This is a genomic window from Archangium sp. (genome assembly GCF_036277355.1).
Taxonomy (GTDB): Bacteria; Myxococcota; Myxococcia; order Myxococcales; family Myxococcaceae; genus Archangium.
Map to the genome: position 1 here is coordinate 45103 of NZ_DASUNC010000035.1, position 12927 is coordinate 58029.

The 12927-nt window shown below is 69.2% G+C and carries 11 protein-coding genes; 4 read left to right on the forward strand and 7 right to left on the reverse strand.

The features are described 5' to 3' along the window. Positions 1–66: 66 nt before the first annotated feature. A complete protein-coding gene (locus VFZ09_RS08720; RefSeq protein WP_329727039.1) occupies positions 67–2856 on the forward strand; it encodes a PAS domain S-box protein in 2790 nt (929 codons plus the stop codon). 7 nt (positions 2857–2863) lie between these two features. On the opposite strand, the gene VFZ09_RS08725 is transcribed toward VFZ09_RS08720, so the two are convergent. Then, positions 2864–5266: a PAS domain S-box protein gene (locus tag VFZ09_RS08725; RefSeq protein WP_329727040.1), complete on the reverse strand. Its 2403-nt coding sequence runs from the start codon at positions 5264–5266 to the stop codon at positions 2864–2866. Between the two features lie 185 nt (positions 5267–5451). After that, positions 5452–6036: a hypothetical protein gene (locus VFZ09_RS08730; protein WP_329727041.1), complete on the reverse strand. Its 585-nt coding sequence runs from the start codon at positions 6034–6036 to the stop codon at positions 5452–5454. Between the two features lie 192 nt (positions 6037–6228). On the opposite strand from VFZ09_RS08730, the gene VFZ09_RS08735 reads away from it, so the two are divergent. Continuing rightward, positions 6229–7653, forward strand: a complete 1425-nt coding sequence (locus tag VFZ09_RS08735) for a wax ester/triacylglycerol synthase family O-acyltransferase (protein ID WP_329727042.1) — start codon at positions 6229–6231, stop codon at positions 7651–7653. Here the strand turns inward: VFZ09_RS08735 and VFZ09_RS08740 are convergent. From VFZ09_RS08740 to VFZ09_RS08760, 5 genes are all read right to left on the reverse strand, one after another. Continuing rightward, positions 7586–8218 carry a hypothetical protein gene (locus VFZ09_RS08740; protein ID WP_329727043.1) on the reverse strand — a complete coding sequence of 211 codons (633 nt, stop codon included), beginning with the start codon at positions 8216–8218 and terminating at the stop codon, positions 7586–7588. The genes VFZ09_RS08735 and VFZ09_RS08740 overlap by 68 nt on opposite strands. Positions 8219–8352: 134 nt before the next feature. Beyond that, complete coding sequence (locus tag VFZ09_RS08745; RefSeq protein ID WP_329727044.1) at positions 8353–8625, reverse strand: hypothetical protein; 273 nt, start codon at positions 8623–8625, stop codon at positions 8353–8355. Between the two features lie 40 nt (positions 8626–8665). Continuing rightward, the gene (locus VFZ09_RS08750) at positions 8666–9316 is read right to left on the reverse strand and encodes a double-CXXCG motif protein (RefSeq protein ID WP_329727045.1); all 651 of its coding nucleotides are present in this window, start codon (positions 9314–9316) and stop codon (positions 8666–8668) included. Positions 9317–9332: 16 nt separating this feature from the next. Beyond that, a complete protein-coding gene (locus VFZ09_RS08755) occupies positions 9333–9923 on the reverse strand; it encodes a Wall-associated protein precursor (RefSeq protein ID WP_329727046.1) in 591 nt (196 codons plus the stop codon). A gap of 41 nt (positions 9924–9964) precedes the next feature. Continuing rightward, positions 9965–10651 carry a hypothetical protein gene (locus tag VFZ09_RS08760; RefSeq protein WP_329727047.1) on the reverse strand — a complete coding sequence of 229 codons (687 nt, stop codon included), beginning with the start codon at positions 10649–10651 and terminating at the stop codon, positions 9965–9967. A 146-nt stretch (positions 10652–10797) separates the two neighbouring features. On the opposite strand from VFZ09_RS08760, the gene VFZ09_RS08765 reads away from it, so the two are divergent. Both VFZ09_RS08765 and VFZ09_RS08770 read left to right on the forward strand, forming a co-directional pair. Further along, the gene (locus VFZ09_RS08765; RefSeq protein WP_329727048.1) at positions 10798–12087 is read left to right on the forward strand and encodes a GTPase family protein; all 1290 of its coding nucleotides are present in this window, start codon (positions 10798–10800) and stop codon (positions 12085–12087) included. A gap of 192 nt (positions 12088–12279) precedes the next feature. Continuing rightward, the gene (locus tag VFZ09_RS08770; RefSeq protein WP_329727049.1) at positions 12280–12927 is read left to right on the forward strand and encodes a TetR/AcrR family transcriptional regulator; all 648 of its coding nucleotides are present in this window, start codon (positions 12280–12282) and stop codon (positions 12925–12927) included.

The window sequence follows — 12927 nt, forward strand, 5'->3', positions numbered from 1 at the left end:
TGCCCGGTGGCCCGGGGCGGACGAGCGGCCAATCCGCTAGAGTCCGAGGCAGCGGAGGTCCGTACGATGTCCGAACCTGGTGGCGGCCGTGCCCCTGACTTCCGAGCCGTGTTCGAGGCGGCCCCCGTGCCCTTCCTCGTCCTCGCGCCCGATCCCCCGCGCTTCACCATCACCGCGGTGAGCGAGGCCTACCTCCGCGCGACCCTGACACGCCGCCAGGACATCCTCGGCCGCGCCCTGTTCGAGGTCTTTCCCGACAACCCCGCCGATCCCTCGGCCACCGGTGTGAGCAACCTCCGGAGCTCGCTCGAGCGCGTGCTCCACGGCCGTGCACCGGATGCCATGGCGATCCAGAAGTACGACATTCCCCGGCGGGAAGGCGGCTTCGAGGAGCGGTACTGGAGCCCGCTGAACACGCCGGTGCTGGACGAGCACGGCCAGGTCACCTGCATCCTCCACCGCGTCGAGGACGTGACGGAGCTCGTCCGCGCCCAGCAGCGGGGACTCGAGCGGACCGCGGTGATGGAGATGGAGATCTACCGGCGCGCGCAGCAACTGCAGGAGGCCAATCGCCAGCTGCGCGAGGCCAATGAGGAGCTCGCGCGCCAACGGGCCCGGGCCGAGGTCTCCGAGGAGCGCATCACCGGCGTCCTCGAGAGCATCTCCGACGCGTTCTTCGCCGTGGATGACCAGTGGCGCTTCACCTACGTCAACCGGCGCGCGGAGGAGCACTTCGGGCGTGGCCGCGAGCAGTTGCTCGGCAAGGTGCTCTGGGAAGAGTTCCCCGCGGCGTGGAGCTCGCCCTTCGGCCGCGAGTACCGCCGGGCCATGCAGGAGCAGAAGACGCTCGAGTTCGAGGCCTTCTCCGCGGTTCTCGGCAAGTGGTTCCAGGTCCACGTGTATCCCACGCCCCATGCGCTCTCGGTCGCCTTCCATGACGAGACCGAGCGCAGGCGGATGCGCGAAGCCCTGCGCGAGAGCGAGCTGCGCTACAGGGCCATCTTCGACCACAGCATGGATGGAGTGCTCCTGACGGCGCCGGATGGGCGCGTCTTCATGGCGAACCAGGCCTCCACCGCGATGTTCGGCTACTCCGAGGAGGAGCTGAGGAGGCTGAGCCGGCAGGCCGTGGTCGATTCATCCGACCCACGGCTCCAGGCCGCGCTCGAGGAGCGGCGCCGCAGCGGGCGATTCCGCGGTGAGCTCACGATGAAGCGCAAGGATGGCTCGTGCTTCCCGGTGGAGCTCTCCTCCTCCATCTTCCGCGACGAGCGCGGCGCGGAGTGGACGAGCATGTTCATTCGCGACATCTCCGCGCGCAAGGCGCGGGAAAAGGAGCGGGAGCGGCTCCATTCACAGCTCGACGAGGAGCGGCGCTGGCTTCGCACGGTGCTCGAGACCGTGCCACTCGGCATGATCCTGATCGGACCGGAGGGGCACGTCGTCTCCAATCCCCGGGCCGACGAGCTCTTCGGCATCAAGCTCTCGCCCGAGCGGGGCACCGCCCAATACGCCAACCTCGTCCTCTATCCCGACGGCACCCCCGTGCCGCGCGAGCAGCTCGTCTCCGCCCGCGTGCTTCGAACCGGGGAGACCGTCATTGGCGCGGAGTTCATCGTCGAGCGCCCCGACGGCACGCGCTTCCCCATCCTCGGGAGCGCGGCCCCCATCCGCAATTCCGAGGGGCGAATCATCGGCGCCATTGGCGTGCTCCAGGACGTGAGCGAGCGGATGAAGGCGCAGGAGGCCCTCCGGACGCGCGAACAGCTCTTGAGCGTCATCTTCGAGCTCATCCCGGTGGGGATCCGGGTCGCGGACACCACCGGACGCATCATCCGCACCAACCCCGCCGCCTCGCGCATCTGGGGTGCGGCCGGCGCGCGCACCGCCGGCATGCGCGAATACAAGGGCTGGCACGCCGATACCGGCGAGCCCCTGGGCCTGGAGGATTGGCCCCTCACCCGCGCGCTGACGAAGGGGGAGACCTGCCTCGGAGAGCTGCTGCGCATCGAGTGTCCCGATGGCAGCCGGAAGGTCCTCTTGAAGTCCGCGCTGCCGCTCCAGGACGCGCAGGGCAGACCGTCGGGAGCCCTCGCGGTGGATGCGGACGTCACGGACTTGAACGAAACGGAGGAGGCACTTCGCCGCGCGGTGCACTCACGCGACGAGATCCTGGGCATCGTCGCCCACGATCTGCGCAACCCCCTGAATGGAATCCTCCTGCACCTCCAATTGCTGCGCCGCCGGGGCCAGCCCGCCGAGCACCGGGAGCCACGCGCGCTCGAGGCCATCCAGCGCAACGCGCTCCGGATGAACCGGCTCATCCAGGATCTGCTCGAGGTGGCGCGAATGGAGGCCGGGACGCTCTCCCTCCAACATGCGCGGGTCTCCACCCAGAAGCTCCTGACCGAGGTGCTCGAGACCCAGGTGGCCATCGCCTCGGAGCAAGCCCTGGACCTCCAGCTCGACGTGCGGGGCGAGCCACCGGAGCTGTGGGGCGATCGGGACCGGCTCGCCCAGGTGCTGGAGAACCTCATTGGCAACGCGCTCAAGTTCACCCCGCGGGGAGGACACATCCGGGTGGGCGCCGAAGCCCGGGAAGGTGAGGTCTTGTTCCGGGTCACCGACAGCGGTCCCGGCATCGCGGCCGAGCACCTGCCCCACCTCTTCGACCGGTTCTGGCAGGCCAGCCGGACGGACAAGCGTGGCGCGGGGCTCGGGCTCGCCATCTCCAAGGGCATCGTCGAGTCCCATGGGGGACACATCTGGGCCGAGAGCCAGGTGGGCGATGGAACGACGTTCTTCTTCACGGTACCGGCGGCACACGCCGCCGGCACCTTGAGCCGCTACCCCTGACGCGGGCTCAGGCGCTCATCACTTCCGGAGCCGCCGCGGCCACCGGGAGCGTGAAGCGGAAGGTGGTGCCCTGCCCCGGGGTGCTCTCCACCCAGATGCGTCCCCCGTGGGCCTCCACCAGGCCCTTGCAGATGGTCAGCCCGAGGCCCGCGCCCCGCTGATCCCGCACATCCGCCTGCCAGAAGCGATCGAACACGTGCCGCTGCTGCTCGGGGGACATGCCAGGGCCGGAGTCCCGCACCCAGAAACACACGTGGGTCCCCTCGAGCGCCGCCCCCAGCTCCACGGTGCCTTCGTGCGGCGTGAACTTGAGGGCATTGCCCAGCAGGTTGGAGAAGACCTGGAGCACCCGGTCCCTGTCCGCCAGCACCTGGGGCAGCTCCGCCGCCACCGCCTGGCGCAGCACGTGCCGCTCCGCCAGCGGCCGGGCCCCGCCGAGCGCCTCGTTCACCAGCGTCTCGGGGCTCTCCCGCGTGGGACGCACCCACAGCCTCCCCGCGTCCATCCGCGTCACGGTGAGCAGATCCTCCACCAGCCGATCCATGCGCCGCACCGACGTCTCGATGTTCGACACCACCGACTGCACCGGCTCGGGGAGCGTCGCGGCCTTCAGCTTGCGCCCGAGGCTGTGAGCCTGAATCAAGATGGCGTGCAGCGGGTTGCGCAAATCGTGCGCCACCACGCCCAGCATCTCGTCGCGCGCGCGCGTGGCCTCCTGGGCCGTGCGGTACAGACGGGCGTTGTCGATGGCCAGCGCCGCGCGCCGCGCCAGCTCCTGCGCGAGCGCCAGGCTCTCCGGCCCCTGCCGCCGCTGGGACTGCTCCACCATGATCATCAGGATGGCGCCCAGCACCTCCCCCCGCGCGCACAGGGGAACGCACAGGTACGAGCGCATGCCCAGGCGCAGGAGCATGCGGTGGTGCTCCTCGTCGTAGGCGAGCGCGCGCACCTGCTCCGGGGAGAGCTCGCGCACCAGCTCGCTCCGCCCGGTGCGGATGACGTGCCCCACACCCGACGGGGCGTCGAGCCGCACGGGGTAGCGCTGCCGGATCTCCCGGACGAACCCGCTCATGTGGGGATCCACGTGCTCGACGGCGGCGATCCCCACCCGGCCCTCCGGCGTGCGCAGGTACACCACGCACGCGTCCGCCAGGTCCGGCACCGTCAGGCGAGCCACCTGCCGGAGCGTGGCCTCGTAGTCGATGGACTCGGCCAGCAGCGCGCCGGCGGCGGAGAGGAAGCGTTGCTCGCGCTCGATGCGGTGGCGCTCCGTCACGTCCCGCAGCGAGACGATGTAGAGGCGCTCCTTGCCGTCACCGAGCCGGGCGATGGAGGCCTCGGCGGGGAACTCCTCTCCATTCTTGCGCCGGCCGAACACCTCGCTCCCCGCGCCCATGTGCCGGGTGTGCGCGGGCGCCTCGCCGAAGCGCTCCACGTGCTGGCGGTGCGCCTGCCGGTGGTGCTCGGGCAGCAACATGTCCAGCGGAGCCCCCACCACCTCCGAGCGCGAGTAACCGAAGGTGCGCTCCGCCCCGTCGTTGAAGAGGCGGATGTGCTGGTGCTCGTCCACGGCGAGGGTGGCGTCCGAGGCGAGGGAGAAGATGCCCGAGAAGCGCGCCTCGGAGCGGCGCAGGGCCTCCTCCATGCGCAGGCGCTCCGTGATGTCGCGCCCCTCCGGGACGAGGTACGTCACCTGGCCATTCTCGAAGACGGGGTTGAGCGAGAAGTCGATGGTGGCCACCTGGCCGCCGTCCCCGAGCACCTCGGCCTCATAGCGCACGAAGCGGCCCTGACTGGCCTCGGCGATGGCCTGGCGCAGCCGCTCCTGCGTGCGGGGCGTCAGCGTCCACCAGCGCGCCTCCCAGAAGGGGCGCCCCACCACGTCCGAGCGCTCCAGGCCGCCGAAGTCCAGGGCGCTGGCGTTGGCCTCGAGCAGCGTGCCGTCGGGTGACAGCAGGCCGATGAACTGGAAGGTGTGGTTGAAGATGGCGCGGAAGCGCTCGTCGCTGCGCTGGAGGGCCTGGGTGGCCAGGAGCAGTCCATCCTCGCGGCGCTTGTGCCCGGTGATGTCGCAGCCCGTCCACACCATGCGCGGGCCCGGCCCGCCGAGCGGCGCCAGGGGTCCGCAGGACCAGGCAATCCAACACCGCTCGCCATTCTGCATGCGGGCGGTGGCCTCCACCCGGGTGGGCTCTCCCGCGCGGGCCGTGGTGAAGGCCTCGTGGAGGGGCGCGGAGTAGTCGGCCGCCAGGGGAGTGAGCCACAGGGGCATGCCCCGCACCTGCTCGAGCCGGCTGCCGGTGAACACCCCGCAGGCCGCGTTCCACCAGCACACCGTGCCGTGCTCATCCAACACCACGGCGAGCGCGCGGACCTCGTCCAGCAACGCGAATTCCTCTTCCGTGCGCATGTCGTGCCCCCCCGGACAGATGACAGAGGGTAGAACGCGGGCTCCACCCTCTACAATCCTTGGACGTTAACGCCTACCGGGGATTTGTCTGTAAGTGTTTCCACTCAGATGAAGTGAGCGCGTCCAGATGGGAGGAGCACCAAGCAAAGGGCCTGGGCAAACCCTGGGCCCTCGCGCGGCGGGACTCACACCACGACCTCTCGCTTCGGCAGGGGGGTGAGCGTCACGGGTCCGGTCTCGTCCGTGTAGCAGAGGGCGAGGTAGACGAGCGTGAGCGGCACGGTGAGGACGACGAGGATGGCGAGCACGCCGCTCACCGTCCCGAGCACCGCCAGGACGAGCCAGTTGAGGAGGTAGCTCGCCCAGTCGTTGCGGGCGCGGAAGATGCGGCCGCTCTCGGAGAGCGCGTCGCCCACCCCGCGGCCGTCGGCGGCGAGCATCGGCGCGTGGAACCAGTAGAGCGACAGGAGCACCCCCGGCACGATGAGCAGCGCGTAGCCGATGGTGATGGGAATCCCCATGGCCAGGGCGAGTCCCCAGCTCTTCAGGAAGTTGCCCTGTCTGTCATAGGCGGCCTGCCAACGGACGCGACGGCCGCTGCGGGAACACTCGAGCGTCTCCTGCAGCAGGTTGAGCGCGAGCCAGGGGGCGGGAATGACGAGCAGCGAGCCCACGAGCACCACCAGGGTCCCGAGCAGCAATCCCTCCGCATTGGCCAGGAAGAAGTCCCACGTCCGCTTCAAGCGTTGATCAATCCGCGAGTCCAACATGGTCCTGCTCCTTCGGGAAAAGACAGCTCCCATGTACGGAATCCGTGGCGGCCCGTTGTGACTCCCCCGGTCCAGCGAAGGCGAGCGCCCGCCGGGCCGGCTGGTGCTGCTGGCGCCGCGCTCCCGCCGGGTGCCTCGGGCCGCGATTAGATTGAATCCAGGCGGGCGGAGCCCGTTCGCGGAGGTGGAACCATGAGCGCCCGGTATCACCGGTTGAGTCCCGCGGACCGGCTGCACCTGGTGTTCGATGATGCACGAAGGACGTCGCACGTCGGGGCGCTGCTGGTGCTGGAGGGCTCACCTCTCCTGGATGCCGCCGGGCACCTGCGGCTGGAGGAGGTCCGGGGCCGCCTGGGACGCCGGGTGCGGCGGGTGCCCTCGCTGCGCCAGGTGCTGTACCGGCCAGGGCCGCTCCAGGGCCCGCCGTTGTGGGTGGACGATGCCGCCTTCGCCGTGGAGCGGCACATCCTCCCCGCGGAGATTCCGGCGCCGGGTGGAGAAGAGCAGCTCCTTCGCCTCGTCGGGAAGCTGCTGAGCAAGCCCCTGGATCGCACCCGGCCCCTGTGGGAGCTGTGGCTGCTGACGGGGCTGGAGTCCGGGCGGATCGCCGCGTTGGTGAAGCTGCACCACGCCATCGGTGACGGGCAGGCCGCGCTGCGCATCTTCGGCGCGCTGTTCGACCTGGAGCCGGACGCCGCCGACCCGGAGGAGGAGCCCTGGACACCCGAGCCTCCACCGGGCCGCTGGCAGCTGTTCGTGGACCACTTCGCCACGAGGTGGGCGGGCCTGGTGCGAGCCGTGAAGCGGCTGGCCCATCCGGCCGCGCTCGCCCGCTCCGCACGGGCCACCGGGCGGACGCTGGCGCGGACCGTGCGGGAGAGCGGGAGAGCGCCGAGGACGTCGCTCAACGCGCCCGTTGGAGTCAGCCGCCGCCTGGCCGTGCTGCGGATGGAGCTGGCCGAGGCGAAGGAGGTCGCCCACGCCCGGGGCGCCAAGATCAACGATGTCATGCTCGCGTTGATCGCGGGCGGCGCGAGGGCGTTGCTGCTTCATCGCGGCGAGCCGGTCGAGGGCGTGGCCCTCATGGCCTCGGTGGCGGTGTCGCTGAGGCCCACGCCGGAGGCCGGAGACATTGGCAATCAGGTGGCCATCATCCTCGTGCCCCTGCCGCTGGACGTGCCCGAGCCCGGGGCGTGCCTGGAGGCGATCACCGCGTCGACCCGGGCGATGAAGAAGAGGGAGCTGGCGACGGGCGCCGGACAGTTCATCTCGTGGGTGTCGATGTCCGGGTTGATGCGCCTGCTGGCCCGCTGGCAGCACACGATGAACATCTTCGAGAGCGACGTGGTGGGGCCGCCGGTGCCCCTGTATCTGCTCGGCGCGCGGATTCTCGAGGTGACGGTCGCGAACAACATCGCGGGGACCATTGGCCTGTCGTTCGCGATCCTGTCCTACGCGGGCGGGTTGAACCTCTCCGTGTGCGCGGACGCGGAACGGTTCCCGGACCTGGATGTGCTGATGGAGGGAATGGAGAGGAGCTGGGCCCGGCTCACGCGTTCGGCAGGGGGGCGGGTCCTCGCTTGCCGGGATCCCACACGAACTGCTCGGTGGGAGTGAGCACCATGTTCGTCAGCCCGTGCCGCTCGACGAAGGACTTGAAGCGCTCGGAGACGACGATGTCGCCCTGCATGCCACGGGGGCGGAAGATGTCCTCCCCGCCCCACGTCCCCGGCTCCAGAACGAAGCCATGGATGGCATTGATGCCCGTCGAGCGGCACTCGGTACAGGTGGGGGGCTTGGAGACCCGTACACGGTTGAGCACCAGGTCCACCGCGCCCCTGCCAAAACAGGGCGAGACGACATGGTAGCGGGGCACGTTGATGGGCTTGAGCGCCCGCTTCCCCCTGCGACGCACCCGGAGGATCTCCACGGGGTGAAAGCCCTCCAGCCCGGTGAGCCCCTCCGCCCGGAAGGCGTCCGCGAACCGCTCGGAGATGAGCCGCTCGTATCCAGGGCCTCGGGCATAGTCACCCGGTTGCTCCCCATGCAGTTCCAGCTCGACCCGGTAAGGAGGGAGCCACGTCAGAGCACCGAGCCCCTCGCCGCACCGTGGACAATGGGGATCTTCCGAGAGGTTATAGGGCTCGACCGTGTCATACAGGGTGTCGTACGGGGAGCCCACTGCTTCCCCCAGGACGAAGAATCGCAGGGAACTAGAGGCTTCAGAAACCACCGGGGAACCTCGCTCTCATCTCAGGGCGGCTGTAGATCTCACGCAGCATGTCCAGGAACTCCTCGGGCGTGGCATTGGAGTTCCTACTGGGACAGGGACTCCGCCGCCGCCTGGAGCTCCCGCTTCTTCTGCTTCTTCTTCTCGTCCCCCTTCCCCGACATCGGCGAGGCCTGCTCCAGCGCCTCCAGCTCGTCCTGAACCTCGACCAATACCTGCGCGGCCCTCACCGCGTCCTCCATGACGAGTGACACGCACGCACTCACCATGCCCTGCTTGCAGTGGCACACCACCGACATCTCTCCGGGCGTGCAGAACATGACCTGCGTCATCACCATCAACAGCAGACTCGAGAGCACCGGCTTCTCCTTCAGACGGAATCAGGCACTTCGTGGAGGCTCACGCCGTGGGCAGGGGGGCCGGGCCGCGCTTGCCGGGATCCCACACGAACTGCTCGGTGGGAGTGAGCACCATGTTCGTCAGCCCGTGCCGCTCGACGAAGGACTTGAAGCGCTCGGAGACGACGTTTTCACCCGGCATGCCGCGAGGGCGGAAGATGTCCTCTCCACTCCACGTCCCTGGCTCCAGGACAAAGCCGTTGATGGCGTTGATCCCCCCGGAGCGGCACTCCGGGCAGGTGGGAGTCCTGAGCGTGCGCACGCGGTTGAGCACCAGGTCCACCGCCGCCCGGCCGAAACGGGACGAGACGACGTAGTAACGGGGCACGGTGATGGGCTTGAGCGCCCTCTTCCCCTTGCGGCGCACCCGGAGGACCTCCACGGGGTGGAAGCCCTCCAGCCCGGTGAGCCCCTCCGCCCGGAAGGCCTCGGCGAATCGCTCCGAGATGAGCAGGTCATACGCCGAGCACTTGATGAAGTCCCCGAGCTCCTCCCCATGCAGTTCCAACTCGACCCGGTAGGGTGGAAGCCACTTCAACAGCCCGATGAAGGTGCCGCACTTTGGGCAGCGAGGTGCATCCCCGAGGTTGACGGGCTCGGCCTTGTCGACATCGGCATCATAGCGGGACCAGAGAGCCCCCTCTGTCAGCACGAAGAAACGTGGGGACTCAGAGGATTCGGAGACCATCAGGGAACCTCGCTAGCATCTCAGGGCGGCTGTAGATTTCGCGCAACTTGTCCATGAACTCCTGGGACGTGGCCTTGGAGTTCCTGTTGAGCCAGTTGACGACCTCCTCGTCCACATCGCGGTGCCACTGCTGATAGCCGCAGTGCGACTCCTCGTCCTTGGCCCGCGTCTTGAAGCGCGGGTCCCGAGGTTTGTAGAGACCCTTGAGCACGGAATGCCGATCGAGCGCCTTCGCAATGGGCCGGGAGATGAGGTGATGCTCCTGGCCCTTGCATTGGGGCGGCTCCGAGGACCCCAGCGACTGGGACAAGGACTCCGCCGCAGCCTGAAGCTCCCGCTTCTTCTGCTTCTTCTTCTCGTCCCCCTTCCCCGACATCGGCGAGGCCTGCTCCAGCGCCTCCAGCTCGTCCTGAACCTCGACCAATACCTGCGCGGCCCTTACCGCGTCCTCCGTGACGAGTGTCACGCACGCACTCACCATGCCCTGCTTGCAATGGCACACCACCGACATCTCTCCGGGCGTGCAGAACATGACCTGCGTCAGCAACACCATCAGCAGACTCGAAAGCATGAGGCTTCTCCTTCAGACGGAATCAGGCACTTCGTGGAGGCTCACGTCGTGGGCAGGGGGGCGGGTCCTCGCTTGCCGGGATCCCACACGAACTGCTCGGTGGGTGTGAGCACCATGTTCGTCAGCCCGTGCCGCTCGACGAAGGACTTGAAGCGCTCGGAGACGACGATGTCGCCCTGCATACCTCGAGGGCGGAAGATGTCCTCTCCACTCCACGTCCCCGGCTCCAGGACGAAGCCATGGATGGCATCAATGCCCGTCGAGCGGCACTCGGTGCAGGTGGGGGGCTTGGAGACGCGCACCCGGTTGAGCACCACGTCCACTGCTCCTCGTCCGAAGCACGGCCAGACGACGTAGTAGCGGGGTACGGTCAGGGGTTTGAGCGCCTTCTTCCCCCTGCGACGCACCCGGAGGACCTCCACGGGGTGGAAGCCCTCCAGCCCGGTGAGCCCCTCCGCCCGGAAGGCGTCCGCGAACCGCTCGGAGATGAGCCGCTCGTATCCAGGGCCGCGCATGTAATCGCCGAGCTCCTGCCCGTACAGCTCCAACTCGACCCTGTAGGGAGGAAGCCAGATCAGCATCCCGATGACGTCACCACACCGTGGGCAGTGAGGCGCATCCGCGAGATTGTCGGGCTCGACGGTGTCGACCCAGGTCTCGTAACGGGAGCCGACTGCCCCCTCTGTCAGCACGAAGAAACGCTGGGGGTTGGCAACATCAACGGTCATGACGAAATCGTTCGTTTCCGGGTGCGCATGATGGGGGAGCGTGGGAGCCGCCGCTTCCTCTATCAGGACTTCGCCAAAAGCGAGGAGGGGTCCATTGCAGGAGACTCCCCTCCTCCGTATGTCATGGCCATCTCCGAGGAGCACCCATGGCCCACCCCACCGAACCCACGTTCCTCGAAATCTCCGAGACGATCCGCCGCCTCGAGGAGATGCTCGACCGCGTCCCGGATCCGCTCGCCCGCGACATCCGCCAGAAGATCGCCCACCTGCGCGCCCTGCTGCTCGAACAGCGCTCGCCCAACCTCGTCCTCGTGGGCCGCCGCGGCGCCGGCAAGTCCTCCCTCATCAACGCCTTCTTCGGCGCCCGCGTCGCCGAGGTCGGTCACGTCAAGGCCCAGACCGGCCAGGGCCGCTGGTTCGATGTCCAGGGCGAGCTCGGCACCCTCTCCATCCTCGACACCCGCGGCCTCCAGGAGGGCTCCCGCCCCGAGGAGCATGACGCCGCCGACACCCCCCTCGACTCCATCCTCGCCGAGGTCCGCCGCAAGGCCCCCGACGCCCTCCTCTTCCTCATCAAGGCCTCCGAGGTCGACTCCGCCATCGACGCCGACCTCGAGGTCCTCACGCGAATCGCCTCCGCCGTCGAGCAGGCCCACGGCCTGCGCCCTCCCCTCCTCGGCGTCGTCACCCACTGCGATCTGCTCGAGCCCAAGCGCACCGACCTCCACCTCTCCGAGTCGCAGGACCCCGCCGAGCTCCAGGAGAAGCTCCGCCACGTCGAGGCCGCCGAGCGCCAGCTGCGCGACAAGATCCGCTCCCGCCCCGAGCTGCGCGGCGAGCTCGTCAACGTCCTCGGTGTCTCCACCTACCTGTCCTGGCGCCCGGATGGGACGATCCGCTCGGATGAGCGATGGAGGCTGGGTGAGCTCGCCCAGGTGCTCTTTCGCGAGCTGCCCGAGCAGGGCCGGCTCGTCCTCGCCCGCGTGACGCGCGTGCGCTCCCTCCAGGAGGAGCTCGCCACCACCCTCACCCGCGCCATGGCCTCGCTCTGCATGGGCATCGCCGTGGTGCCCATCCCCGTCGCCGACATCATCCCCATCACCTCCGCCCAGGTGAGCCTCATCGCCGGCATCGCGTGGATCTCCGGCCGGCAGCTCGACCTCAAGACAGCCGCCGAGTTCCTCCCCGCCCTCGGCGTCAATGTCGGTGCCGCCCTCGCCCTGCGCGAGACCGCTCGCGCCCTCGTCAAGTTCGTCTTCCCCGGCGCTGGCAACGCCGTCTCCGGCGCCGTCGCCTTCGCGGGCACGCTCGCCCTGGGCACCGCCGCCCGCGCCTACTTCCTCCGCGGCGTGTCCGCCGAGGAGGCCCAGCGCCTCTTCCACTCCACCCGCTCCTCCGCCGAGGCCCACCCCGAGCGCGCTCTGACCGAGGGCTGAGCAAGGGCCCGGATTCGGGGGCACGGGGGGGGAACCCTGGGCGCTCGACACCCTCACCCCGTCCCTCTCCCGGAGGGCGAGGGGTGGGGGGCTCGCTCTCCTCCCTGGAAGCACGGGGGCTTTTCTCCTCTGACCAACTTAGAGAGTGAGCACTCACTTTCTTTTTGAATCCCCGGGCGCTACACTGCCGGTATGTCTGATTCGTCCCCGGGTCTGGAGGCGGCGCCCCGCGTCCGGCGTACCCAGCAGGAGCGGCGGGACACCACCCGCCTCAAGCTGCTCGAGGCCACCGTCGAGTGTCTCGTGGAGCTGGGCTACGCCCGCACCACCACGCTCGCCGTGGCCCAGCGCGCCGGCATCTCCCACGGGGCCCTCTTCAAGCACTTCCCCACCAAGGCCGCCCTGCTCGGCGCCGCCGTCGAGCACCTCTTCCCGCGCATCATCGACGAGTACCGCTCCACCCTCGACGCCGCCCCCTCCTCTCCCGGAGACCGCGTCGCCCAGGCAATCCAGCGCCTCTGGTCCATCTACCAGCGCCCCGAGCTCCTCGCCGCCATCGAGCTGTACGTCGCCGCCCGCACCGACTCCGAGCTCGCCTCCGCGCTGAGCACCGTGGATCCGCCCCACCGGCGCCACCTCCACCGCGTCGCCCGCGAGCTCTTCCCCGGCGTCGCCGCCACCCACCCCGGCTTCGACGCCATCATCGAGCTCATCCTCAACGCCGTGCAGGGCGCCGCCGTCGGCGGAGTCGCCCTCCCCGCCAATCCGGATCACCGGCGGATGCTCGCCCTGCTCGTCCAGCTCGCCCGCAGCGCGTTCTCCTCTCCACCCCCACCCTAG

What these genes read in the sequence shown, in the direction of transcription:
- VFZ09_RS08725 (WP_329727040.1), bottom strand. Translation starts at nt 5,266, where the DNA reads ATGCGCACGGAAGAGGAATTCGCGTTGCTGGACGAGGTCCGCGCGCTC.
- VFZ09_RS08755 (WP_329727046.1), bottom strand. Translation starts at nt 9,923, where the DNA reads ATGCTTTCGAGTCTGCTGATGGTGTTGCTGACGCAGGTCATGTTCTGC.
- VFZ09_RS08765 (WP_329727048.1), top strand. Translation starts at nt 10,798, where the DNA reads ATGGCCCACCCCACCGAACCCACGTTCCTCGAAATCTCCGAGACGATC.
- VFZ09_RS08770 (WP_329727049.1), top strand. Translation starts at nt 12,280, where the DNA reads ATGTCTGATTCGTCCCCGGGTCTGGAGGCGGCGCCCCGCGTCCGGCGT.
- VFZ09_RS08735 (WP_329727042.1), top strand. Translation starts at nt 6,229, where the DNA reads ATGAGCGCCCGGTATCACCGGTTGAGTCCCGCGGACCGGCTGCACCTG.
- VFZ09_RS08760 (WP_329727047.1), bottom strand. Translation starts at nt 10,651, where the DNA reads ATGACCGTTGATGTTGCCAACCCCCAGCGTTTCTTCGTGCTGACAGAG.
- VFZ09_RS08720 (WP_329727039.1), top strand. Translation starts at nt 67, where the DNA reads ATGTCCGAACCTGGTGGCGGCCGTGCCCCTGACTTCCGAGCCGTGTTC.
- VFZ09_RS08730 (WP_329727041.1), bottom strand. Translation starts at nt 6,036, where the DNA reads ATGTTGGACTCGCGGATTGATCAACGCTTGAAGCGGACGTGGGACTTC.